Genomic DNA, 23,095 nt, shown 5'->3' with positions numbered 1-23,095 from the left:
TTGTCGCCCATGGCGGCGCTTTCCTCCACCCGCTCGCGCGGGTTTTTTTGTTTCTGGAGTCCCCTCATGATCAAAGCCATCAATGACCTGCGCCGCGAACGCGCGGCCATCAACTCCCGTGTCCAGGCGATCGCCGCGATCGAGAATCCTTCGGCCGTCGAGGTCAATGAGTTCAATGACCTCAAGGTCAAATTCGATCAGCTTGGCGCGCAGATCCAGCGCCAGGAAGCCGCCGAGCAGATGGCTGCTGCTGCTGCCGTACCGGTGGATAACTTCACCGCCCCGACCGCCGCTCCCGCCGTCAGCGCCCAGGCGCGAGACCATAAGGCCGAAGGCCAGCACTCGATCGCGACCTTCTTCACCTTCATTCATGCGTTGGACCAGGCCAAGGGCAATCCCCATGTCGCCAAAGACCAGGTCGTCAGCCGCTTGAAGGTACGTGATGACGTCAAGGCCTCGGTGGCCAGCGCGTTCGAGCAGTCGATCCAGATGGCCATGAACACTGAGTCGGCATCTGGTGGCGGCGTGTTCGTGCCGACTGTCCTGGCGCAGAACGTGATCAACTACCTGTTTCCCAATGCGGTCGTTCGCAATACCAATGGCGGCCCGTTGGAAATCCCCATGCCGAACGGTAACCTGGACATTGGCCGTATCTCGGCCGCGCCGACGGCCAGCTACACCGGGCGCAATGCCGCCGTCGGCGTCACCAGCGCCTCGACCGATAAGGTCTCGCTCAAGGCCAAGAAGTTGACCGGCATGATCCCGATCGCCAAGGATCTGCTGCGCATGGCGGGCGTCTCCCCTGCGGTAGACACTCTCCTGACCACCGTGCTGGGCAATGCCATGTCGGTGGCTGCCGACATCGGCATGATCCGTGGCGATGGCACCGGCAACAACATCAAGGGCCTGCGCTATTGGGCTCCGGCCGGCAACGTCCTCGGCGCTACTTCGCTGACGGGCAAGAGTACCGCTGACGGCACGCTGCAGCAGGCGATTCGTGGCGACATCTCCCGTCTCAAGCTGGCCCTGCGCCGCGCCAACGTTGGCCTGACGCGGCCGGCGCTGCTGCTGCACCCGGATTCTTTCGAGTACCTGGCCAGTCTGCAGACCACCACTGGCGCCAAGGTGTTTCCCGAGGTCGAGGCCAATGGCACCTTCGGCCAGATCCCGATCGGCATCACCACGCAGATCCCGACCAACCTGACCAGCGGCGGTGCCGTTGGCATCGGCTCCGAGATCTACCTGGTGGATTGGGACAACTGGCTCATCGGCACCGCATTGCCGATGGAAGTGGCCATCAGCTACGAGGCCAGCTACACCGACCCCGCCACGGGCAACCAGGTCAACGCCTTCGAGCGCGACGAAACCCTGGTCCGGATGATCGTCGAGCACGACCTCGCGCCGATGCACGCGGTCGCAGTCGCCGTGCTGGATGGCGTGACCTGGTTCCGCTGATTTCCCTCATCCCATCCCCCAGGCCCGCCCGGCCAGTCCGTGCGGGCCTTTTTCTGGAGCCGTACATGAAGCACATCAAGGTCATCAAGCATTTCAACAACCTCAATCCGGGCGAGATCGCCGGTTTCGATGACGATGTGGCAGCAGACATCGTCAAGCGCGGTTTGGGCGAGGAGGTCGATCCGCCCAAGCCGACGAATGACGTGTCCGCTGCGACTGGCAAAGCGGCCAAGTAAGCCTCATGGCCGAGTTCGTCGAATTCCTACCTGGCGCGGATGAGCCTATCGTGCTTGCCGACGTCAAGGCTCACTGCCGCATCGACGCTGACATGACGCTGGACGATGAGTTCATCACGTCCATCGTCATTCCTGGCGTGCGCCAGCAGGCCGAGACCCGGACTGGATCGATCATCCGGCAGGCCAGGTACGTGCAGCGCCTGCAGAGGTTCCCTGTGAACGGCGTTCCGATTGCCATCACCCATGGCCTTGTGGGGGCCGTCGAGCGCATCACCTACGCCCTGCCTGGTGGCGATGGGCGAGGCTCCATCCCGACCAACGCGTTCGAGGCAGCCGTCATCGGACGCGAAACCTTGGTGGCGCCAATCGCCTCCCTGTGGCCTGACGCAGGCGGCGGCTTGCGCGCCGTCGAGGTGACCTACACCGCCGGAATGTCTGCACGCGATTTCGTGTCCCGCTACCCGTCGGTGCGCGCGTGGATGTTGCTGGCTGCTGGCTGGGCCTACGAAAACAGGGAGCTGTTCTTCGTCGAGAGCCGCCATGCGCGTGGATTGTCCGAGCTGCCTGAGGGCTACCAGGCTACGCTGCTGGACCCGATTGCAATTCGCCCGAGGTTCTGATCATGCGGGCCAGCGATCTGCGTCACCAAGTTACCCTGCAGCGCCGCGACACCACCCGCGACACCACGGGTGGACAAGTCACCAGCTGGACCGATGTCTGTACCACGCGCGCCGGTATCGCCGCGCTGTCGGGGCGTGAGCTGCAGGCTGCTCAGGCAATTCATGCCGAGGTCACGCACAGCGTCACGCTGCGCTACCGGCCCGAGTTCGTCAATCCCACGCAGGCGGCGGCCCTGCGCCTGCTGTTCAAAGGCAGAGTGTTCAACATCGCGTTCGTGGACAATCTGGATGAGCGTCGACGCGAGATCAACCTGGTCTGCTCGGAGGGCCTGAACGATGGATGACCATGTATCCGGCCTGGCTGATCTGAATCAGTCCATCGAGCGCATTTCCCAAGAGGTGCGCGCGAAATTGCCAGAGCTGGTGATGCAGGCGGCGACCCTGGTGGAGGCGGAAATCCGTATGCGCGCTCCGGTGGACACTGGCCGGCTGGTCAGCAGCCTGGATGCGAAGGCTGTGCGTCGCATGGATGCCGCCAGCGCCACGGTGCAGATCGAGCGCAGTGGGCCGGACGGCACCGAGCACTACGCGATCTTCCACGAGTTCGGCACCAGTCGCGAGCCTGCGCGACCGTTCTTCCGGCCAGGTGTTGAGGCTGCTAGGCAGCAGATGCAAGACATCATCATCGACGGGGTTCTGGCAAAGATGGAGTCAGAAAAATGAGCATCCAAGAGCAGCTTTACGACCTGCTGAGCGGGCACACCGATGCCGGGTCGCGAGTCTTTCCGCAGGTTGCGCCAGAAGGCACCGAGAAGCCCTACATCGTCTACCAGCGCGTTAGCTCCAGCAGCGAGAACACGCTCGATGGCCGTTCCGGCCTGGTCAACACCCGCATGCAGATCGACGTGTTCGCGCGTACCTATGCACAGGCCCTGTCGGTCACGTCGGCCATCGATGGCTTGATGGACGCCTGGGAGGTGCAGAACATCTCGATCCTGTCGGCGGACTCGTTCGAGCCGGACACCAGGCTGCACCGCGTGACCAGCGACTACTCGATCTGGCACGGCTGAAGCCGGCGATTTTTTTGACCATCCCGCTGAGAGGCGGGTTTTCTTTTTTAGGGGTACCGCATGACATCCTCCGCTATCTCGGCACAGGGCTCGACCCTGTCCATCGGCACGGGCACTGGCTCGGCCAAGACCATCACCGGTGTCGCCGTCGGCTTCCCGACCATCATCACCAGCACGGCGCATGGCCTGTCCGAGGGCGACGTGGTGACCTTGTCCGGTCTGACTGGCGCCGATGCCGCCGCGCTCAGCGGGCAGACCGTCAGCGTCAGGAACGTCACGGCCAACACCTTCGCTGTCGGCCTCAACACGGTCGGCAAGACCATCACCGCGAGCGGCACCGCCACGCCGGTGACCTGGACGCAGCTCGCGAACCTGAAGAGCTTCTCGGGTGTCGACGGGTCGGCGGCCGACATCGAGGTCACCAACCTGGACAGCACGGCGAAGGAGTTCATCAGCGGCATCTCGAACGCGGGGCAGTTCTCGTTCGAGATCGACTACGACGGCAGCAACGCCGGCCATATCGCGTTGCGCTCGAAGCAGAGCTCGCGCGCGACCTCGCAGTTCAAGCTGGTGCTGCCGAATGCGCAGGCGATCACCTTCGCCGCCTATGTCAAGAAGTTCCCGATTCAAGGTGGCATTGACCAGATCGTGCGCACCTCGGTCAGTGTCCAGATCACCGGCGCCGTGTCGGGCCTGTAACCCCAAGGAGATCCCATGAGCATCATCAACAAGTCCGCGCTGCTCGCAGCGCTGCAGCCGAAGAAGCGTGCCGTCGAGATCGATGGGTTCGGCACCGTCTATGTGCGCGAGCTGTCGATCGGCGAGGTGCTGGAAATCCGCCAGGACGCCGATGGCAAAGAGGTCAATCCGTTGCGCATGGTCGTGCGAAGCGTGGTCGATGAGGCCGGTGCCACGGTGTTCGACGAATCTGATGTCGAGCTGCTCAAGGGTACGGGCAAGACCGCGTTCGAGCAGCTGATGAAGGTTTCCAGCGAGCTCAACGGCTTTGCCAGGGGCGCCGACGCGGGAAACTGACACCCGAGCGCCGGTTTCTGTTCAGACTGGCGCTCGCTTTGGGCCGATCAGTGCGCGAGGTCGAGCTGATGCCGGCCAGCGAGCTGGCCGAGTGGCAGGGGTTCTACCGGGTCGAGCCTTGGGGCACCGCGGTGCACGACATGGCCCAGGCGCATGTCAACGTGACGCTCGCCAACGTCAACCGCGATCCCGAACAGCACAGCAAGCCGTATCGGCTGCGGGATTTCTTGCTGTTTGATCAGCGCGATGAGCCTGAAGAGCTGGCCGCGCCTGCAGATCCCGAGGCGCATGCGGCGCTGATCAAGGCACTTTTATTCGGAAGCGCATAATAATTTCTTTTTTTATTAAGAAGTTGATATGCGCACATGGAAAAAAGTCGCCCTCGGGTTCTTGGCATTGATGATGACTTCTGCTGTTGTCATGGGGGGCGAGCATCTAGCCAATGAGGTCGTCAGGATGCTGTTTGTCATCGGTGCCATGGCGTTTGTGTTCTGGCTGGCCTGGCGCGGGCTGCTGTTCGTGCGTTTGCTGTTGGAGCCGGTTGGAAAAGCGCTGGGCTCAAAGAAGCTGGATCCGGTGCGCAAGGTTGTTGATTCTGGTGCCGCTTCTATCAACCAGCATGTCGATGACACGCTGCGCCGTTCTGGAATGGGCGCAGTGGTCGATTTCAACAAGCGCATTGACAGCGCCGTGGGCAAGTTGAGCAACGGGCTGGACCGCGCGATGGAAGAGTCGCAGCGTCGGATTGACGAGCGCAACAAGCCAAAGACCTGACGCATCCGCGTTTCATCCAAGCAGCCGCCCGGCGTGATCCCGGCGGCTTTTTCTTTTACTGGACCCCCTCATGGCACTCGGCAATCTGTCCGTCAAGATTTCGGCGGACATCGACGAATTCACGCGCGGCATGGGCAATGTCTCGGCCGTGAGCCGGCAGAACATGGCGTCCTCCTCGGCTGCGGTCGTGGACTTCCGCGCCTCGCTGCTGCAGGCCTCCCAGTCCCTGCAGCTCGCGGCGGCCCAGATGGGCGGCGACTGGAAGGCGATGAACGATTCGATCGCAGCGGGCTCGCAAGTGTCCGCCGACGCTGTCGCCGGAATCGCGCAGGCAGCCAACGAGTCGAATTTCAGCGAATTCGAGAGCCGGTTTTCAAGGGCCATGAAGGGGGTCGGCGAGGGCTTGAAGAGCTTTGGCGATGGCCTCGGCAGCCTCGGCGCCGGCATCAGCGAGCTGCAGTCGGCCATCAGCGAGGCGTTCGGGTTCATTGCCCACGCGGTCGAAGCCGCGTTGACCGTGAAGGCAATCAGCGTGTTCTCCGAGACGCTGGGGGTCGTCGTGGGGCGCGTTTTCAAGCTTTATGCCGCCTGGACGCTGCTGAAGGAGACGGTCTCGTTCGGCGTTGGCCTGTTCACCGGCGACGCCTACAAGAGCGACGACATCGATGCTTTGATCAAGTCAAACGACCGGGTCAAGGAGCTGCAGGCCTCGCTGCAGCTGACCGCGCAAGAGGCCTCGGCGCTCGGCAACGCGCTGGCCACGATCGGCGTGCCGAAGGATGTCTATGTCGGCGTGTTCGACAAGGCGGCCGATGCCGTGCGCAGCAATACCGACGAGCTCGACCGGCTGGGTGTCGCCTACAAGAACGTCGACGGCAGCTTGCACCCGCTCGACCAGACGCTGCAGAGCGCCAAAGGCACGCTCGATCAGTACACCGAGGGCTGGGACCGCAACAAGGCTGCCGCCGCACTCGGCATGGGGTCCTACGAGCAGATCGTGCAGGCGCTGAAGGTCACTGACCAGGCAATGCAGATCTCGCGCGATGAGATGGCGCAGTACAACCTGTTGATCGGACCCGAGACGCAGGCCGCGGTCGCGCGCTACGAAGAAGCCATCAAAGGCTTCGACCATGCAAACGAACTGACCTCGCAGGGGTTCAAGCGCGCGTGGTCAGACGCCATCATGCCGATTCTGACCGACATGGCAGAGTTCTTCACGGGCGGCTGGCCATTTGCCGTGAATGTCTTTCGCTACTCGATGGCGACGGCAGTTTCGTTGCTGTACGGCCTGAAGGAAGTAGCCTATATCGTCGCCGAGTCGGTCATTGCAAGCGCAACGGCGATCGGGTCCGTGGTGGATGGCATTGGCGGCGCCTTGATCAAATTCCTGAAGGGTGATCTTTCCGGCGCAAAAGACGAGTTGGTTCACGGCTGGGAGGATGCTAAGGCTCGCTTGGCGCTGGCTGGTGACAACATGGTCGAGCAGTCGCTGCGCAACGTCAAGGCCATACGCCTGGCGTGGGCGTTTGACGATCGCAACGAACCGCCCCCGGACAAGTCGAAGCAAAATAACCCGCCGCCGGGGAAATCATGGGTCCCGAAGCCTGACAAGACGAAGGAGGAGACTGACAGCGGATCAAATTCCAGCTCGACCCGGCAGGACCCTTTCAGCACGGCCATGGATGAGTCGGGCCGGAACCTGGCGGGCATCCAGTACGCGATCAAGCACTACGACGAATTCAGCGGCAAGGTCAAGGAATCGCGCGCCGCGATGGCCGAATTCGACGTGACGCTGGGCCGGTTCTCCGACCGGCAGCGCGAAGCGCAGAAGCTCACCCCGCTGACGGAAAAGCAGCGCGCCGACTACATCGAGCTCGGGCGCCATATCGACGCTGGAATCGAGAAGGAGCGTCAGCTCGGTGTGCTGCGCAAGTTCAGCAAGGACGCTGACAACTGGGCGTACAGCAACCAGATTGACGTCGACGCCCGCCGTCAGGACGTCGAGTGGATCGGCAAGAGCACCCTGGAAATCCAGCAGCTGACGTCAGCGCGCCAGATCGACCAGCAGGTCGCCCGGATGATCCACCAGACCGAGGTGGAGCTCGGGCAGCAGGGGTTGAAGATCAGCCAGGACCGGATCGACGCGATCTATGCGCAGGCCAATCAGACCAAGCAGGCCATTGTCGATCTGATGCAGCAGTCCTACGACCAGCAGCGCACGGCGGCATTCGGTGCCAGGGAAGCGCTGCGCAAGTACCAGGACGACGCGGGCAACGCCGCCGCGCGGGTATCTGGCGTGATGACCAACGCGTTCAAGTCGATGGAAGACGCTTTGGTGAATTTCGTGATGAAGGGGAAGTTCAACTTCCGCGGCCTGGTCGAGTCGATTCTGTCGGATCTGGTCCGGCTGCAGGCCCAGCAGGCGGTCAGCGCCTCGGCTGGTTGGCTGCAGACGATCGTCGGCGCGGCGATCGGCGGGTCGCTCGGCAGCATCACGTCGGGGTCCGCGTATTCGCTGACCACGGCACCAAGCTACGACAGCGGCGGTGTTGGTTTGCAAATGGGCGGGGGTCAAGGCCTGACCACTGGCGGCGGTCAGGGGCTGGGCGGAAGCGGTGCCAGCTCGAACTTCTGGTCCGGCAGCGGCGGTGTCCCCAGGCTGGCCACCGGCACCAACTACGTGCCCTACGACGAATTCCCGGCTGTCCTGCACAAGGGCGAGGCCGTTGTCCCTGCGGCCTATAACCCGGCCGCAGGCGGCGCCCAAGGCAGTGGGGGCGGATCGGGTCCGATCACCATCATCAACAACACCAGCGCTCCGATTGGCCGCGTGACCGAGCGCCAGGGCTCCGACGGCGAGCGCGTGCTGGTGATCGAGGAAACCGTCAAGGCAGTTGCAGCGCAGTTTGCCGATCCCAACAGCCGCGTGAGCAAGGCCATGGGGTCGAACTACAGAATGCAGAGGGTCCGATGAGCACGCCGCATCTTCCCAATTGGATGACGCCGGTCGTCGAGGGCTATGGCATGACCGCCCCAGGCGGTGTGCAGCGCACTGAAGTTGCCGGCGGCATGAGTCGCGTCGCGCTGCAGTGGGACTGCGGTGTCGCGGTGTTCCGCGTCACGCTGATCCTGGACGACACCCAGTTCAGCGTCTGGAACGCGTTTTTCCTGCGCACGATCCGCAAGGGCGCGATCAGCTTCACGATGCCGCTCGACAGCGGATTCGGCACCAGCGACCACCTGGCCACGATGGTCCCAGGCAGCTACTCAGCCAACCGGACCGCCGGGGTGCTGTATGCCGTGTCGTTCCAGGTCGAAGCCGAACCGGGCGGCAACAGCTTGAGCGACGCCGACGCCGATGCGTTGCTGGGCTTCTACAACGAGTACGGCCGCGACAGCGACGCCATGCTGGCGCGCCTGCACCAGTTCGCCAACCTCGACACCCTGGTGCTGGGGACCTGACATGTCGCTCGACCTCGAATCCCGCCTGCGCGTGTTCCTGGCCAGCGCGCCGCAGAACTTGCATGCCATCCCGGTGCTGCAGATCAGCCACAGCGCCATGACAAAGACCTACTACCTGTGGCGCGAGCCCTACGTCGGCACGGTCACCACCGAAACCGGCGTGCACCAGGTCGAGCCGCTGAACCTCGAGATCAAGCTGGCCGGCGCCGAAAACAACCTCGACCAGCGCTTCCAGATCCTGCTGGACCTGACCGACGTGGCCGACGAATTCCGCGAGCAGCTGGACCGCATCCCACTGACCTCGCTTGAGCACATCCAGGTGATCTACCGCGAGTACCTGAGCGACGACCTGACCGCCGTGCTGGCCCAGGCCACGCTGCAAGTCGAGAGCGTCAGCCTGACCCTGGGCGCAGCCACCCTGATCGCGGTGCAGCCGCGCCTGTCCATGACCCGCACCGGCGAGGTGTACGCCCCGCGCGATGTCCCGATGTTGAGAGGTTTCCTGTGATGGATGTTTCCCGCTACATGGCCACCCAGTACCCGGCGCCGCCCTGCTGGACCCTGGTGGCCGACGTCTATGCCCGCGAGCTGGGCCAGGGCGTCAACGACTACCGCACCATCAACCCGAGCGCGCGCGCGATCGCCGCAGCGTTCCGCCTGGCGCTGCACAAGAGCGCGCACGGTTTCGAGCCGGTGACCGCGCCGGCCGCACCCGCCGACTTTGACGTGGTGCTGCTGGGCAAGGCCCCGAGCCTGGGCCTGCATCACTGCGGCGTCTACTGGCGAGGCGGGGTGCTGCATGCACTCGAAACCGGCGCTGTCTATCAGGACCTGGCCAGCCTGCGCGACACCTACCCACTGATCGAATACTGGCGCAAGGCGATGGTGTCGGAGGTGACCGCGTGATCACGATCCGCCTCTACGAGCACCCGTTTGCGCCGGTGGCGCCGCGAGTCTTCCAGGCCGACAGCGTCGGCGCCTGGCTGCTGCAGCACTACGGCGACACGCCGCAGGTCGGCCTGCAGATCTACTCTGGCGAGCCCAGCGCCGAGACCGAGATCACCCAGGACCTGCAGGCCCTGCTGCACGGCCGCGCGCCGATGGTGACCGTGCTGCAGAGCCCGGGCGGCCCGGCGATCCCGATCCTGATCAATATCGCGATCGCGATAGCGGTCAGCGTCGCGATGTCGCTGCTGTTCCCCCCGCCCTCGATGCCGGGCAACGTCAACCGGACCCAGCAGAGCGCCAACAACGGCCTGGCCGCGCGCGAGAACGAGGTGCGGCTGCTGCAGCGGGTCGAGGACATCTACGGCACCGTGCGCGCTATCCCCAGCCTGCTGATGCCGACCTACAACAAGTACCAGGACCACCGCCGCGTCGAATACGGCTACTACTGCGTGGGCCGGGGCTACTACGACATCAGCAGCATCCGTGATGGGGACTCGCTGATCAGCGACATCAGCGGGTCGAGCGCGTCGGTCTATGCGCCGTTCACCAGCCCCAACAGCAGTGACAGCCCGGTGATCCAGGTCGGCGACCCGATCATCGACAGCATCGTGACCGCAGCGCGTAGCGTGCAAGTTGACGGCCTGACGCTCAAGGCCGCGAACCAGATCCAGCTGCCGGCCAGTGCTGCTTACACATTCTGGGCAGCCGGGACGGGCGACGGCAGCGCGGTGCCTGCTGGGCTGACCACCGACGCCATCTCGCAAGATCAGAAGCGCCCGAACTTCAACGCGATCTGCAACCCCGGTGACCAGTTGAGCATCAGCATGTCCGGCCATCTGGTCATCGTCAGCAGCGCGGTCACTGTGGTGGCCGCGAGTCGGTCCTACACCGATGTCGGCACGGACAGCGCCATTTTTGCCCATGTGACCCCGGGCTCCCTGGTGACGTTCAGCGGCTTCACCAATGCCAGCAACAACGGCACCTTCACCGTGCTGGCCAAGGCCAGCGACCGCTCCATCACCGTGACGGCAGGCAGCCAGGTCAACGAAGCCAGCGCGCTGGCTACCCTGAGCACTACCGTGGATTACTCGGGAACCCGCACCGTCACCGAGGTGGGGGATGGCTGGGTGGCGCTCAGCGGGTCCGTGTTCAGCGGAATACTCGGCGGCTGGCTGGGGGGCGTGACCGCGTCCATCACGGTCGACAATGGCCTGACCGAGTGGACCGAGTGGACCGACTGGGTGACCCTGCCGCAAGCCGATCGCACCGAAGTCTGGGTCAACGTGCTGGCCCAGCTGGGCATGTACAAGGACAACGGCGGCAAGAGCGCGGCCAGCGTGATTTTCGAGGTCCAGATCGAGCGCCTGACCAGCGCCCTGGCGCCCACCGGCCAGGTCGAAACCGTGACCGAGACCATCAGCGGCGCCGTGAGCGACGAGCGCGCCGTCACGGTCGAGCGCGTGACCGCCTGGACCGGCCCGACCCGGGTGCGCGCGCGCCGCGTGACGCCATTCGACTACGACTTTGGCGGCACCGTGATCGACGAGATCAAGTGGGCCGACCTGTACGCGGTCAGCCCGGTCGGCAAGACCCACTTCGGCAACAAGACGACGATCCATAGCGTCACGCGCGCCACGCCGCGCGCCACGGCCGCGCGCCAGCGGCAGCTCAACTGCCTGGCCAGCCGCAAGCTACCCAGCATCAGCGCCGACGGAAGCGCCAGTGGTGCTTTCGATGCCGAGGGCCGGCATGTCAGCGGCACCATTGCGGCGACCAGCCGGGTCGTGGACGTCATGGCCGCGGTGGCGGCCGACCCGCGCATCGGCAACGGCGCCGCCCAGGTCGACCTGGTGCAGATCCACGGCGTGCAGCAGCAGCTCGACGCCTGGTCCCCGGACGCCGGCCAGTTCAACTACACCTTCGACAGCGACCAGACCAGCTTCGAGGAAACGCTGACCATCATCGCCAACACGGCCTTCTGCGTGCCCTACCGCCAGTCGGGCCGGATCCGGCTCGGCTTCGACCGGTTGCAGACCAGCAGCAGCGCGCTGTTCACCCACCGCAACAAGCGCCCGAACGCCGAGACCATCACGCGCAGCTTCAGCACCGACGCCGAGTACGACGGGGTCGAGTTCGTCTACCAGGACCCCGACACTGAGCAGGCCGAGACCATCAAGCTGCCGCTGGACGCCAGCGCGACCAAGTACCGGCGCTTCGAGATTCCGGGCATCCGCAGCTTCGCTCAGGCCTGGTACCGCGCGAATCGCGAGTACCGCAAGCTGCTGGGCCAGCGCCTGGCGATCGAGACCGAATGCACGACAGACGCGCGCCTGCTGCTGCCCAACAGCCGGGTGGACATCGTCGACAACACCCGCTTCAAGAGCTACGACGGCGAAGTGATCGGCCAGAGCGGCCTGGTGCTGACGCTGAGCCGGGACGTCGCCTTCACCGCCGGCGCTGCGCACTCGATCCTGCTGATGAAGCGCGACGGATCGCTGCAGTCGATCGCCTGCACCGCTGGAGCCGTTCCGAATCAGATCGTGCTGGCCAGCGCCCCGGCCGAGGCCATCGTCACCGCGCCCGGCCAGGACGGCATCCGCACCATCTTCAGCTTTGCATCGGACAGCGGCCGCCAGGCCCAGGCCTGGCTGGTCCAGGAAGTGGGCATGAGCGACGGCCAGTACATCCGCATCAAGGCGGTCAATTACTCGCCTGACTACTACGCGGCCGACCAGCTGGCCGTGCCGGACAAGAACACCATCATTAACTGATTTCCAATGCCATGCCTGCCATCACCCTACCAGACCTGAATAACGCGAAGCTGGACGTTGACCACATTGCGGAAATTGCCAACAGCACGGCCGCTACCGCCACTGATCGCGTGGGTCATGTCAAGAAGACCCTGAAAGGCGTCTTTTCTGATGTTGATGCATCTGTCTCGAAGAAGATGACGGATGTTGATTCAGTTCTCGCCTCAAAGATTGCCGAGCTGGATTCGATCATTTCGTCCCAGTTCAATCTTTCCGCCGCGACCACCTGGTCATACAAGATTGGAACCACCGCAGGCACCTCAGCAGGTCAGACAGCGTTCAGCGGTCTTGATCTCGCAGAGGGGCATGTCGAGGTTTTCTTCAACGGGTCCCTGATCTATTACCCGGACGACTACAGCTACACCAACAGCGCGCTGACGCTGGCAGCCCCATGCGTGATCGGTGATGTCGTGGTGATCAACAACTTCAGATACCCCGTGACGCTGATCGACGGAGGGTACTACGCATGACCATCAGCAAAGCATTCATCTCGGGTCAATTCGCCAACACCGGGGCGCCGGCTGCAATTGAAGTTTCCGATGAGGGAACTCATGTCAGCGCTACCGTGAAATCTCTCGACTTTCGCGGTGATTTGGTTCGGGCGACAACAGATTCAAACGGAAACGTCATTGTGAATATTTCCTCCCCGCCAGCCATCGATAAGGTCGATGGCGGAACTTTTTAACGCCAATCTCAAGGAGTCATTCCATGGCAGTCCTCAAACTCAAGCGCCGTGCAGCAGGTGGCGCAGCAGGTGCCCCGACAGCACTCAGCACCGGCGAGCCGGCATTCAACGAAGTTGACAGCACCCTCTATATCGGTGTCGGAGATGACGGTAACGGCGCCGCCACCAGCATCAAAGAAGTTGCTGCGCCTTTTGGCCACGTGGGCGCCACGGGCACCGCGCACGGCGCTGCTACTACATCGGCAGCCGGGTTCATGTCCGCCACGGACAAGACGAAGCTCGACGGCATCGCAGCCAGCGCCAACAACTACGTCCACCCCACGGGCGACGGCAGCCAGCACGTACCGGCTACCGGCACCACCTCGAACAAGAAAGTCCTGGCAGCTGGATCGACCGCCGGCAGCGCGGCCTGGCAGACGCTGGACCTCACCTACCTGTCGGACGCTGCGGTCAAGAAGTCGGTCAAGGCAGCCACTACGGCAGCCCTCACGGTCTCATTCGCAACCGGGGTGTTGACCAACACCGGAACCCTGGCCGCCCTGACGTTGGACGGCATCACGTTGGCGGTGGGCGATCGCGTGCTGGTCAAGGACCAGGCGTCTGCCCTGCAAAACGGCATCTACACGGTGACCAATGCCGGCTCTGCTTCTGTGGCGTGGGTACTGACGCGAGCCGAGGATGCTGATTCCGCATCCAAGCTCGCCGGCTGCTTTGTCAACGTGGACTCCGGCACGGCCAACGGCGGCATCCGATACGACACTGATTTCAAGACGACTGACACGCTCAACACCACGGCTGTCACCTGGAACCGTGTGCTCGACACCGGCATGGCATCCGCCTCAGCCGGTGCAGCCCTGGGCACGGCAGCGGCCGGTACATCGCTGAGCTACGCACGCGCCGACCATGTGCACCCGTTTCCACGGATCGATCAGCTGACACTCCCCACGGCGTCTGTCGCCATGAACGCACAGCTCATCACCGGCCTGAAAGATCCGGCAAGCGCGCAGGACGCGGCGACGAAGGCCTATGTCGATAGCGTGGCCCAGGGTCTGGACGTGAAGTCGAGCGTTGTGGCAGCCACCACGGCCAACATCACGCTGTCCGCCCCCCAAACGATTGACGGTGTTGTGCTCGTTGCTGGCGATCGAGTGCTGGTCAAGGACCAAACGACATTGTCCCAAAACGGCATCTATGTCGTGGCTGCAGCCGCCTGGACGCGCTCCACCGATACCGATGCATGGTCGGAGCTGGTGTCGGCATTCGTCTTTGTCGAAAAGGGAACGGTCAACTCTGACAGCGGCTGGACCTGCACGGTAGATGCTGGCGGAACTATCGGCACCACCGATATCGCCTGGGCGCAGTTCTCTGGTGCGGGTCAGATCACCGCTGGCACCGGCCTGACCAAATCCGGCAACACGATCAACGTCGGCGGCACCGCGAACCGCATCGTGGCCAATGCCGACAGCATCGACATCGACAGCGCATACGTCGGTCAGGCCTCGATCACGACGCTGGGCACGGTCACCACCGGCACCTGGAGTGCCACCACGATCGCCGTGAACAAGGGTGGCACGGGTGCGACCACCCTCACGGGCCTTGTCAAGGGCAACGGCACCACGGCGTTCACCGCTGCCGTGGCGGGCACCGACTACCTCGCGCCGACTTCGACCATCGACGGCGGCACGTTCTAAACATCTGAGAAGGAGAAACCGGAATGGCTATTCTGAAAACAAAGCGTTCTACCGTAGCAGGGGTCATTCCGGCCGCATCCAGCATAGTGCTGGGTGAGCTGGCCCTCAACACCGAAGACGGCCACCTCTACGCTGAAAAACTGGATGGCACTACGGTGCAGCGCATTGGGACGACGGCAGATCGCGTTGCATACATGCCGGCAGGAACTGGCGCAGTCGCAACGAATGTGCAGGAGAAGCTGCGGGAGATTTGTGATCTTATCACTTATACCCCAGCCGCCAATATTGCTCTTATTCCACGGACAATTTCATCTGCTTTGTATTCCATAGGGGACTCACAGACTCGCGGGTCGAATGCAGCAACTGGTGTTTATTACACAGATGGCGTGGGAAGGCTTTTGCCTCAGTATCGATGGCCACACATTGTGGCTGATCTGTTAGATAACGCCATGACTGTCAGTAATTTTGCCATTGGGGGTCAGCGCCTTGGGTGGAATGCAAGCGGAGGCGCCCAGTGGTCGATTTTCAACCAGATGGGTAACCTTGGACCGTATGCTGGGGCTGCAGAAGCGCCTTACGTCATCTGTGTGATGGGTGGGTGGAACTCAGTCAACCCGTATTCGACCACAGAGGAATTTTACAAGATCGTTAGGCGCTCACACGAGGCTAACATTGCGCGCCTGCTGGTAGACCATTGGGGAGGAATTTCCCATCTCGGGTGGGCCGATCCTATTTTGGGCGGAAAAGGAGTTGGATCAACCCCAGGATTTGTCACGACGGCCGGTCTATCAGAATCAATTCAAGATACTGTAGCCACGGACAAAATGTCTTTCAATCCGTTCTACTATGGAGATACAACTGGTGGTAGATGGGTCACAAGACTAACAAACGGTCAGTATTCGCAGATCACACTGAGCAACCAAAGGTCGTGTGCTGTATTCCTTGAGACTGACCCGTCATTACAGGGTATTGCCACGATCACGGTAAATGGTGCTACGGTGGCTACCGTAAACTGCTACTGGACCAGCGCATTCAACGATGACCGATGGCCTATGGTGGTGTGGATTGAAAACCTTCCAGCGTCTGCCAACATTCGCGTAACATGCGAGACTGGCGGAACAAAGTCGGTTCGTCTCTTGGCGTTTGGATGGGCTGGAAAAGATTCTGGGGTAGCGCGCCGCCGAACAATCATCTATGGATCAACTGTTGCTAACTCGGCGAACCAGCATGATCCCACTGTTCTTTACACATGCGCGAAGCAGGCAGAAGCTGCCGCTGGAATGTTCTCAGAGTACGGAGTCTTTTTTGCAAACCCATTCAATAACTGGATTGAGGCAGAGGATCAGGAGCCGCAAGACATAAGCCACCTTACTCCAGCCGGAAATATTCGAGTAGCAAAAGCATTTTTGACAGCCAAGCCGTTCCCTTTCATGCCATCTAACTCATTCATTAAATTGTGATGAGCAATGCAACCATGCGACGACACCAACGCCAAAAATTTACCGACGGCTTCCGAGCAGCGCTATTCGACTCCGACCTGATCAGCACGCGCCTTGCCTTGGCGACAGCTGAGATGTGCTGGGCCATCATGCTGCTGTGGCCCGGCGACACGTTCGAGCGGCCGACTTACACAGTCATGAGCCACGTAGCGCCAGAGCTGGTCTGGGCTATTGCCTTCCTGGTCACGTCAGTCGTGCAATTTTCCATCGTGGTCTATGGCGCCTACCGCGAACGATGGGCGCACTGGTTTGCGGGCTGGAACGCTTGCATATGGGGCTATACCGTGGTGGCGATGCTGTTATCGGTCTATCCGCCGCCAGCGGCCATTGGTGGCGAGCTGGCACTCATGATCAGCGCGATCTGGATATGGGTACGGCCCATCATCATGCGACACGGTGAAAGGCTGCATCATGCGTGAGAAAGACGAAATTGAAGAGCTGACGCGCGCGGTGCATCAGCTGCAGCAAGCCGTTCAGCGGCTCGAAACAGCCCTGCCGCGCAACGATTTGGGGTTGCCTGATGCCGATGGGCACCGCCAATATCACACCGGCAAGATCCGACAAGCCGGCGAAATCAAGGGCTATCAGACCGCCGTCACGCAAAAGATTCTGCTGGGCCTGGTGGGTGTCGTTATGGCGGCGCTGGCGTCTGGTTTCTGGCAGCAGGTGACTGAACAGATCAAGGCGGTGGCACCATGAATCCTATTTTTTACGCAATGCTTTTCAATTGGTGGAGGCTGTGGGAATGAAGAATTACTTGCTTGACCGCGCCCGCGAGGCTTCGACCTGGCGCGGCCTGATCCTGATCGCCGCGTCCATCGGCGTGCCGATCGCGCCCCAGCTGGCCGAGGCCATCGTGGCCGCTGGCCTGGGCCTGGCCGGCCTGGTCGGTGTGCTGGTGGCTGACCGATGACGCTGCTGACTTCCCAGCAGCTGCAGGCCGCCACAGGCTGCACGCCGGAACGCGCCACGCGCTGGCTGCCGCACATCGAGCGCGCCTGCCAGCTCTACGGCATCACCAGCCCAAAGCGCCTGGCTGCCTTCCTGGCTCAGATCGGCCACGAGTCCGGCCGCCTGCGCTACGTGCGCGAGATCTGGGGTCCGACCAGGGCGCAGGCCGGCTACGAAGGCCGCGCCGATCTGGGCAACCGCCTGCCCGGCGACGGCAAGCGCTTCGCGGGCCGCGGGTTGATCCAGATCACCGGGCGCTTCAACTACCGCGCTGTGAGGGCAGGACTGAAGCTGGTGCGCAAGGATGTGCCCGACTTCGAGCACAGCCCGGAGTTGCTGGAACAGCCTGAATGGGCCGCGCTGTCGGCTGCCTGGTACTGGTACAGCCGCAGCCTGTCCGCGCTGGCCGATGCCGGGGACTTCGAGCGCATCACGCGCAAGATCAACGGCGGGCTGAACGGGCAGGCTGAGCGGGTGGCGCTCTACGGCGCGGCGATGGAGGCGCTGGCGTGACCAGTGGCCTCACGCGCCGCTCCCCTGATCGGCCCACGCTGCCCAAGCGCCTGCGCGAGCAGCTGACCCGCCGCCAACGCAAGGAGCAGCAGGATCTGCTCAGGCGCTACGACGACCGGCCGATCAATGACCCGGAGCCACCGCCGCGCTGGATGTGACCGTGCAGGCCAGGCGGCACCCCCGCCGCCTGGCCTGCCCCAGCTCAGACCGCCATGCTCATCTGCCTCGGGTCGATCGGGGTGCCGCGCAGCGCGTAGCCCCTGCCCTTGCGCGCGATCACGCCGTCGCGCTCAAGCTCCTGCAGATAGCCGCGCACGATGTCGGTCCCGCCTCCCTGGGCCGCCTGGATCGCCCGGATGCTCGGCGTCAGCGTGCCTGCCTGCACCGCATCGCGGATGCGGCGGTAGCGGTAGCCGTCCTCGGCGCCGACGCCCGAGTCCCGCTTGTGCCCCACTTCGACCGGCGCCGAGCGCGGCTTGCGCGGCGTGGCGCGGCCCTTGGCCGGCGCCTGCTCGACTGCACCGCCTGACCCGGCCGACGACTGCACCGAATCCAGTGCAGTCTCGCTCGGCTGTGATTGCACCGAAACCGGTGCAGTGCGTGTTCCCAGCGTCTGCACCGAATCCGGTGCGATCGGTGCTGCAGGCGCGGCGGCGACCGGCGCCGAGTAGCTGGCACCAGGGTAGGCCGGTGCAGTCACGGACATGACCGGCGCCGCGAAAGCCGCTGCCGGGATGGCCGCTGCAGGCACGCCGGCCGCAGCCCAGCGCCGGGCGGCAGAGTAGGGCGTCATGACCTGGTCGACGCGGTGCGGTGCAGTCGAGGTAGCCGCTGGCGACGCCGGTGCAGTCGCCGCGCGCGCTGCCGTTGCATGGCTGCGCGCGATGCCGACCAGCAGCCCGCCGACGCTGACTGCCGCCACGCCGGCCAAAATGAAGGCCACCGCACCGGCCGCGCTGAACAGCTGCATGCCTTGATCGCCCAGCACGCCGACGGCGGTCGGGCGGCGCTGCGCCTGGGCGCGATTCAGCTCGGCGATCAGCGGGGCGGTGCGGGCTTCGAGCTCGGCGGCATCGCGGATCGAGCGCGCACCGTCGGCGCGGCTGTCAGCCACCCAGCTGCGCGCCGACTTCTCGCCGGCTGCGCGCAGCGAGGCAGCGGTGCTGCGGGTTGTTGCGATCTGAGCCTGCAGCTGCTGCACCCGGCTTTCAGCACCGGCAGCCAGCGTCTCGGCACTGCGCGCGAGCACGACCTTGGTCGTGTACACGGTGACGATTTCCAGCAGCAGCAGCGCCAGGGCGCAGGCGCTCAGCATCCGGCGCGCGGTGCGGAAGCGGTCATGGCGCAGCAGGGCGGCGGCGAAGAAGAACGCCAGGTGCGCGACCACGGCAAGGATGCCGTACCAGGTGCGCAACTCGCGCGCTTCCAGGTCGGGCTCGATGCGGCTCAACCCGAGAATGTAGAACTGGCCATTCACCCACGAAATGCTCAGGCCCAGCGCGAGCAGCGCCAAGCCGATCAGGGTGTAGGCGCCCGGGCGCAGGTGGATGCGGCTTTCGATGTCGTTGGTGTTCATGCTGCGACTCCCGAGAGGGCGGCGCGCTGCGCCTTGAGGTCACGCACGGCCAGGCCCAGGGCGGCGGCCGCGTGGGTCAGCTTGGCGTGGGAGACCGGCTCGCCGGCCAGGAAACCGTCGACGGCCTGGCGTGCCCAGCCGGTGCCGGTGCTGCCGAGGGCGGTGGGCGGTGCGTGGCGCAGCGTGACGGCCCGCAGCGGAGCCGGGCGGGTGATCGGCGCGGCACTGGCCGGCAGCATGACGCTGGCGGCTGGCCCCTGGCGCATGGCATCGATCGACCGGCGCACCAGCTCGGCTTGCACTTGGTCGGCTTTGGCTCGGGCCTGCGCCTTGGCGGCCTCGTCGATCGGCGCGGGCTGGATGGCGGCAGCCGGCGCGGCAGCCTGGGCCACGAAGTCGGCGCGGAAGAAGTTTCGGCCCGGCTTGGCCAGGATCCACTCGGCGGCGGCCTGCGGTGCGATGCCGACCAGGGTGGCTTCGCGGTGCAGGTCCTGCAGGTCGGCGTGCTTGAGCGCCGCCTTGCCGTGGCGCAACCGCTGGGCGTTGACGGCGGCCAGGGTGTCGGGGGCGATGGCCACGGCAAGCGCCGGGGTGGGATGGACCGGCGCTGGCGGCGTGACGATCGGCGCGGCAGGGGTCGCCAGTGCAGCCAGTTCAGCTGGTGGTTCAGCTGGTTCAGCCGCTCCCGGGACGGCGACGGCCGGCAGGCAGCCGCGCACCGCGTCCGCTGCCACGGCGAGCGGCACTTCGCCGCAGGCGTCGGCAGCCTCGATCAGGTCGCGCAGGCTTTGGCCGCTGATCGGCAGGCCTTCGGCGCGGGCATCAGCGATGTGTGCCAACACGTCGTCAACCAGGTTACCCGGCTGTTCGGTCTTCAGGTCTTCAAGAATCGGGAGGGGAGGGAAGGTGGTCCCCACCAGGTCGGCTGCCGGCGCGCACGCATCAGACTCCTCCCCAGAGTAATACCCAGAGAACCACCCAGAGTGTGCGACATCCATGTCATGGGTCTGTGTCGAAAATGTCGTGGGTGGCTGCTCGAAATGTCCGGGGTCGGTGTCGGAAATGTCCGGGGTGGTGGAGTTATCCACAGGCGCGATGGCCTGCTGCGGAAGCTTTTTGCAGGTCTCAGCCTCGGCCAGGGCCTTGACGTTGATTTTGTACACGAGGCACTTACCGATCATGCCCACACGGTCCACCAGTCCGAGCCCCACCAGGGCATCAATGTAGCGGCCGGCTTGCCTCTTGCACACCCGGCCGCTGCGTCGGCCGATGGTCTCCAGCGACATCGTGGTGTAGCCGGTGCGGGTGTCGCGGCAGCGCGCCAGGGCGATCAGTGCGAGCTTCTGGCCGCCGGTCAGCAGGATGTCGCAGGCATCGATCAGCGCGACCAGGCCAGGGTGCTTGAGGCCGGTCGCTTCGGGGGCAGTGTTCATGGTCTGCATGTCGGCCTCCCGCCTCACCACTGCAGCTTGACCGGCTTGCCGGCAGCCTTGCTCTCGAGATAGTCCAGGCTCTGGCGCAACCGCGTCATGGCCTGGGCGATGAAGTCGGTCATCACCTGGGGCTTGACCGCGATGCCGTTGGGCTCGACCAAGGCCTGCAGGAAGCGCTCCGGGCTCATGATGCAGGCATCGGACTCGATGCGCTGGATGTGGGGCCGGGTCTGGCCGGGCTTGCGCTCATCGGCGACGAAGGTCAGCAGCCAGCGACCGCCGTCGAACAGCTCGGACTTGGCGAACTGCTCGAAGGCCTCGGCCTGCACCAGGGCGGCGAGCTGGGCCGCGTTTTCCAGCGCCTGGCGGGTGGACTTGGCCGCAGGGTCGAGCGTCGCCTGCCAGCGCGACAGCTCAGCCTCCATCCGATTGAACGCATCGAGGTAGGCCAGCTTGAACTCGAGCGCGCGGGTGCCGGTGAAGCCCATGGCCAGCAGCGTGAAACCGTCGCGGGTGATGCGGTAGGCCGGCTCCGAGCGGGTCGCGCCGTTGGGGCCGGGCACGTCAATGAACGTCTCCCCAAAATTGGGGGCACGTTCAGCCGGCAGTTGCGCGAGCAGATCGCGGATCGTGCGCAGCACGTGATCGTGGCGCTTGCCGAAGTGGCGCGCGACGTCGAGGCTGCTGGTGGTGACGTGGCCGTCGATGACGGTCAGCACGGGCGTGACGGGCGCGGCGCGGTTCATGCGGCACCCCCTTGCATCTGGGCGGCGCAGGCGCGCTTGAGCAGGGTGGCGGCGCGACAGGCGCGGGCAGTAGCGCGTTGCAAATCGACGGCGCTGCCTTGCGGGTTGCGCAGCATGGACAGCGCCATGCTCAGGGCGTTCTCGGCGGCGTGCAGCGCGAGGGTGTCGGTGATGGACGGCGCAGCGCGGCGGCTGGCCAGGGTGATGACGTGCGCGGGCGAGCGCACAGCGGTTGCGGTGGTGTCAGCCATGAATGGCTCCTGATGAACAAGTTAGAGAACCTGCCGCTTACCACTCTGCCAAGAATGGATGGGAAGCAGTCCGTGTAGGTTGGCAGACCGGCATCAGGAACCGGCGAACTTCCTTGCGGAAGTTCCCCACACGGACCGCTAATCGTCGGAGCTGCGCGCTCCGTCCGCTGGGGAATCCGTGCTGCCACTCGCAGCGGTGGACATTGAAAAAGCCGCTGACGCTGTGAAGCGGCGCGCGGCTTGCTGCGCCTGATGAGATTCGGGCTGCCAACCCGTGTGCCGAAGCACAGTGTGGATTTTACCGCGCTTTCACGGTGATGGGAAGGTGGCGATGGCCGGCTCTTGGGGGGGGGGCCGGCGTTGCCGTGGGCGTCTGCAGCAAGTCGAGCGTGGCCCGCAGCCAGGCCAGGTAGTCGGCAGGAAAGACTGTGCTAAGATAATGGTCTTGTATATACAAAAGTTAGTTTTTTACCTAAAATAGAGAAAGAGAATATGAGAAGTCTGTATATCTCTAGCGATATGCTGGATAAGCTCACCGTGAGGCACAACGTCACGCGCCGAGAAGTCGAGCAATGTTTTGAAAATCGCGAGGGTGGCCTGCTGGAGGACACGCGCGAGCAGCACAGGACCAACCCGCCAACGCAGTGGTTCCTGGCTTGCACCAATTCTGGGCGCTTGCTCAAGGTGATTTTTGTATTTGAAAACGGCAAGTACATGCTGAAGTCAGCTTACGAGCCGAACGATACTGAAAAATATATTTACGAACGTCACGGTTTGTGACGTAGCTGAACGTCACGATATGTGACACACACAGAAGGAAGTCATATGAACAACGCCCTCGAAAAAATTGACAGCACCCCGGAAGCCTGGGAGTCTCGCCAATTGGGGGCGGACGAATCCACCGTCCGCAGAGCCTCTCCAGAATCGGAAGCGGCCTTGGATGCAGCACTAGGCTTGCAGGCGATCTCCATCCGCTTGCCCAAGCAGCTGATCGATGTCTACAAGCTGATCGCCGCTCATCACGGCGTGGGCTATCAACCCCTGATGCGCGACATCTTGCAGCGCTTCGCACCGCAAGGCTTGAAGGAGGTCATGGCGCACCAGGCCGACAAGGCGGCGGAAGCCGAGGAACGTCTGCAGCAGCCTGAAAGCGTCCGCAAGGCGGCTTGAAGTCACGGCCTTGATCAGAGAAACCGCCTTCGGGCGGTTTTTTCATGGGCGCGCGGACCACGGTGCTGGCTGCCTTCCAAGCCACAGGAGACGGCTGGCAGGCGCGCATCAACGCCGCACTCAAGGACTGGCTCAAGACGCATTCGCCGGCGTGACTATGCCGTCTGATA

30 protein-coding genes and 1 pseudogene are annotated in these 23,095 nt (G+C 63.8%); 27 read left to right on the top strand and 4 right to left on the bottom strand.

Going from position 1 to position 23,095, the window contains the following annotated elements; all coding sequences use genetic code 11:
• Positions 1-66 precede the first annotated feature (66 nt).
• The 24 genes from PHR85_RS03255 to PHR85_RS03140 all read left to right on the top strand — a co-directional run bounded on the left by PHR85_RS03255 (position 67) and on the right by PHR85_RS03140 (position 17,907).
• A complete protein-coding gene (locus PHR85_RS03255; RefSeq protein WP_300050378.1) occupies positions 67-1,455 on the top strand; it encodes a phage major capsid protein in 1,389 nt (462 codons plus the stop codon).
• 65 nt (positions 1,456-1,520) lie between these two features.
• Positions 1,521-1,691, top strand: a complete 171-nt coding sequence (locus tag PHR85_RS03250) for a hypothetical protein (RefSeq protein ID WP_300050376.1) — start codon at positions 1,521-1,523, stop codon at positions 1,689-1,691.
• 5 nt (positions 1,692-1,696) lie between these two features.
• Complete coding sequence (locus PHR85_RS03245; protein WP_300050374.1) at positions 1,697-2,311, top strand: hypothetical protein; 615 nt, start codon at positions 1,697-1,699, stop codon at positions 2,309-2,311.
• Between the two features lie 2 nt (positions 2,312-2,313).
• Entirely contained in the window at positions 2,314-2,655 is a 342-nt protein-coding gene (locus tag PHR85_RS03240; RefSeq protein WP_300050372.1) for a phage head closure protein, read from the top strand.
• Positions 2,648-3,034: an HK97-gp10 family putative phage morphogenesis protein gene (locus PHR85_RS03235; protein ID WP_300050368.1), complete on the top strand. Its 387-nt coding sequence runs from the start codon at positions 2,648-2,650 to the stop codon at positions 3,032-3,034. The genes PHR85_RS03240 and PHR85_RS03235 overlap by 8 nt, the downstream gene beginning before the upstream one ends.
• Positions 3,031-3,381: a DUF3168 domain-containing protein gene (locus PHR85_RS03230; protein ID WP_300050365.1), complete on the top strand. Its 351-nt coding sequence runs from the start codon at positions 3,031-3,033 to the stop codon at positions 3,379-3,381. The genes PHR85_RS03235 and PHR85_RS03230 overlap by 4 nt, the downstream gene beginning before the upstream one ends.
• 60 nt (positions 3,382-3,441) lie before the next feature.
• Positions 3,442-4,080: a phage tail tube protein gene (locus PHR85_RS03225; protein WP_300050362.1), complete on the top strand. Its 639-nt coding sequence runs from the start codon at positions 3,442-3,444 to the stop codon at positions 4,078-4,080.
• Positions 4,081-4,095: 15 nt separating this feature from the next.
• Entirely contained in the window at positions 4,096-4,416 is a 321-nt protein-coding gene (locus tag PHR85_RS03220) for a phage tail assembly chaperone family protein, TAC (RefSeq protein WP_300050360.1), read from the top strand.
• A gap of 68 nt (positions 4,417-4,484) precedes the next feature.
• Positions 4,485-4,745 carry a DUF4035 domain-containing protein gene (locus PHR85_RS03215; protein ID WP_300050357.1) on the top strand — a complete coding sequence of 87 codons (261 nt, stop codon included), beginning with the start codon at positions 4,485-4,487 and terminating at the stop codon, positions 4,743-4,745.
• Positions 4,746-4,773: 28 nt separating this feature from the next.
• The gene (locus PHR85_RS03210) at positions 4,774-5,190 is read left to right on the top strand and encodes a hypothetical protein (RefSeq protein ID WP_300050354.1); all 417 of its coding nucleotides are present in this window, start codon (positions 4,774-4,776) and stop codon (positions 5,188-5,190) included.
• Between the two features lie 70 nt (positions 5,191-5,260).
• Complete coding sequence (locus PHR85_RS03205) at positions 5,261-8,164, top strand: phage tail tape measure C-terminal domain-containing protein (protein ID WP_300050351.1); 2,904 nt, start codon at positions 5,261-5,263, stop codon at positions 8,162-8,164.
• On the top strand, positions 8,161-8,652 hold the full coding sequence (locus tag PHR85_RS03200; protein WP_300050349.1) for a hypothetical protein: 492 nt from the start codon (positions 8,161-8,163) through the stop codon (positions 8,650-8,652). The genes PHR85_RS03205 and PHR85_RS03200 overlap by 4 nt, the downstream gene beginning before the upstream one ends.
• A 1-nt stretch (position 8,653) precedes the next feature.
• Positions 8,654-9,160, top strand: a complete 507-nt coding sequence (locus tag PHR85_RS03195; RefSeq protein WP_300050346.1) for a hypothetical protein — start codon at positions 8,654-8,656, stop codon at positions 9,158-9,160.
• Positions 9,157-9,558, top strand: coding sequence for a hypothetical protein (locus PHR85_RS03190; RefSeq protein ID WP_300050343.1), 402 nt, complete (start codon positions 9,157-9,159; stop codon positions 9,556-9,558). Before PHR85_RS03195 ends, PHR85_RS03190 begins: the two co-directional genes overlap by 4 nt.
• Complete coding sequence (locus PHR85_RS03185; RefSeq protein ID WP_300050341.1) at positions 9,555-12,371, top strand: host specificity factor TipJ family phage tail protein; 2,817 nt, start codon at positions 9,555-9,557, stop codon at positions 12,369-12,371. Before PHR85_RS03190 ends, PHR85_RS03185 begins: the two co-directional genes overlap by 4 nt.
• 11 nt (positions 12,372-12,382) lie before the next feature.
• Positions 12,383-12,880 (top strand): hypothetical protein, encoded by a 498-nt coding sequence (locus tag PHR85_RS03180; RefSeq protein WP_300050338.1) that lies wholly within the window; start codon positions 12,383-12,385, stop codon positions 12,878-12,880.
• Positions 12,877-13,095 carry a hypothetical protein gene (locus PHR85_RS03175; protein WP_300050336.1) on the top strand — a complete coding sequence of 73 codons (219 nt, stop codon included), beginning with the start codon at positions 12,877-12,879 and terminating at the stop codon, positions 13,093-13,095. Before PHR85_RS03180 ends, PHR85_RS03175 begins: the two co-directional genes overlap by 4 nt.
• A gap of 23 nt (positions 13,096-13,118) precedes the next feature.
• The gene (locus PHR85_RS03170) at positions 13,119-14,786 is read left to right on the top strand and encodes a hypothetical protein (protein ID WP_300050333.1); all 1,668 of its coding nucleotides are present in this window, start codon (positions 13,119-13,121) and stop codon (positions 14,784-14,786) included.
• A gap of 23 nt (positions 14,787-14,809) precedes the next feature.
• Positions 14,810-16,246, top strand: coding sequence for an SGNH/GDSL hydrolase family protein (locus tag PHR85_RS03165; RefSeq protein ID WP_300050330.1), 1,437 nt, complete (start codon positions 14,810-14,812; stop codon positions 16,244-16,246).
• Positions 16,246-16,704 carry a hypothetical protein gene (locus tag PHR85_RS03160; protein WP_300050326.1) on the top strand — a complete coding sequence of 153 codons (459 nt, stop codon included), beginning with the start codon at positions 16,246-16,248 and terminating at the stop codon, positions 16,702-16,704. The genes PHR85_RS03165 and PHR85_RS03160 overlap by 1 nt, the downstream gene beginning before the upstream one ends.
• Entirely contained in the window at positions 16,697-16,984 is a 288-nt protein-coding gene (locus PHR85_RS03155) for a hypothetical protein (RefSeq protein ID WP_300050323.1), read from the top strand. The genes PHR85_RS03160 and PHR85_RS03155 overlap by 8 nt, the downstream gene beginning before the upstream one ends.
• A 46-nt stretch (positions 16,985-17,030) precedes the next feature.
• Complete coding sequence (locus PHR85_RS03150) at positions 17,031-17,198, top strand: hypothetical protein (RefSeq protein ID WP_300050320.1); 168 nt, start codon at positions 17,031-17,033, stop codon at positions 17,196-17,198.
• Complete coding sequence (locus PHR85_RS03145; protein ID WP_300050317.1) at positions 17,195-17,749, top strand: glycoside hydrolase family 19 protein; 555 nt, start codon at positions 17,195-17,197, stop codon at positions 17,747-17,749. The genes PHR85_RS03150 and PHR85_RS03145 overlap by 4 nt, the downstream gene beginning before the upstream one ends.
• On the top strand, positions 17,746-17,907 hold the full coding sequence (locus tag PHR85_RS03140) for a hypothetical protein (RefSeq protein WP_300050315.1): 162 nt from the start codon (positions 17,746-17,748) through the stop codon (positions 17,905-17,907). Before PHR85_RS03145 ends, PHR85_RS03140 begins: the two co-directional genes overlap by 4 nt.
• Positions 17,908-17,951: 44 nt before the next feature.
• Here PHR85_RS03140 and PHR85_RS03135 read toward each other — a convergent pair whose 3' ends face one another.
• From PHR85_RS03135 to PHR85_RS03120, 4 genes are read right to left on the bottom strand one after another with little or no spacing between them, the layout of a single operon-like run.
• Positions 17,952-19,325, bottom strand: a complete 1,374-nt coding sequence (locus PHR85_RS03135) for a hypothetical protein (RefSeq protein WP_300050312.1) — start codon at positions 19,323-19,325, stop codon at positions 17,952-17,954.
• Positions 19,322-20,758 carry a hypothetical protein gene (locus tag PHR85_RS03130; protein ID WP_300050309.1) on the bottom strand — a complete coding sequence of 479 codons (1,437 nt, stop codon included), beginning with the start codon at positions 20,756-20,758 and terminating at the stop codon, positions 19,322-19,324. Before PHR85_RS03130 ends, PHR85_RS03135 begins: the two co-directional genes overlap by 4 nt.
• 23 nt (positions 20,759-20,781) lie before the next feature.
• Complete coding sequence (locus PHR85_RS03125) at positions 20,782-21,504, bottom strand: Rha family transcriptional regulator (protein WP_300050307.1); 723 nt, start codon at positions 21,502-21,504, stop codon at positions 20,782-20,784.
• Positions 21,501-21,755 carry a hypothetical protein gene (locus PHR85_RS03120; RefSeq protein ID WP_300050305.1) on the bottom strand — a complete coding sequence of 85 codons (255 nt, stop codon included), beginning with the start codon at positions 21,753-21,755 and terminating at the stop codon, positions 21,501-21,503. Before PHR85_RS03120 ends, PHR85_RS03125 begins: the two co-directional genes overlap by 4 nt.
• 519 nt (positions 21,756-22,274) lie before the next feature.
• On the opposite strand from PHR85_RS03120, the gene PHR85_RS03115 reads away from it, so the two are divergent.
• From PHR85_RS03115 to PHR85_RS03105, 3 genes and pseudogenes are all read left to right on the top strand, one after another.
• The gene (locus tag PHR85_RS03115) at positions 22,275-22,535 is read left to right on the top strand and encodes an ADP-ribosyl-(dinitrogen reductase) hydrolase (protein ID WP_300050302.1); all 261 of its coding nucleotides are present in this window, start codon (positions 22,275-22,277) and stop codon (positions 22,533-22,535) included.
• A gap of 45 nt (positions 22,536-22,580) precedes the next feature.
• Positions 22,581-22,925 carry a hypothetical protein gene (locus tag PHR85_RS03110; RefSeq protein WP_300050299.1) on the top strand — a complete coding sequence of 115 codons (345 nt, stop codon included), beginning with the start codon at positions 22,581-22,583 and terminating at the stop codon, positions 22,923-22,925.
• Between the two features lie 62 nt (positions 22,926-22,987).
• Positions 22,988-23,080, top strand: a pseudogene (locus PHR85_RS03105) (BrnA antitoxin family protein); the annotation flags it as partial.
• Between the last annotated feature and the right edge of the window lie 15 nt (positions 23,081-23,095).

Origin of the sequence: Malikia sp., from assembly GCF_028687635.1 — a bacterium.
Lineage (GTDB): Bacteria > Pseudomonadota > Gammaproteobacteria > Burkholderiales > Burkholderiaceae_C > Malikia.
This window is presented reverse-complemented; position numbering and strand designations above follow the sequence as displayed.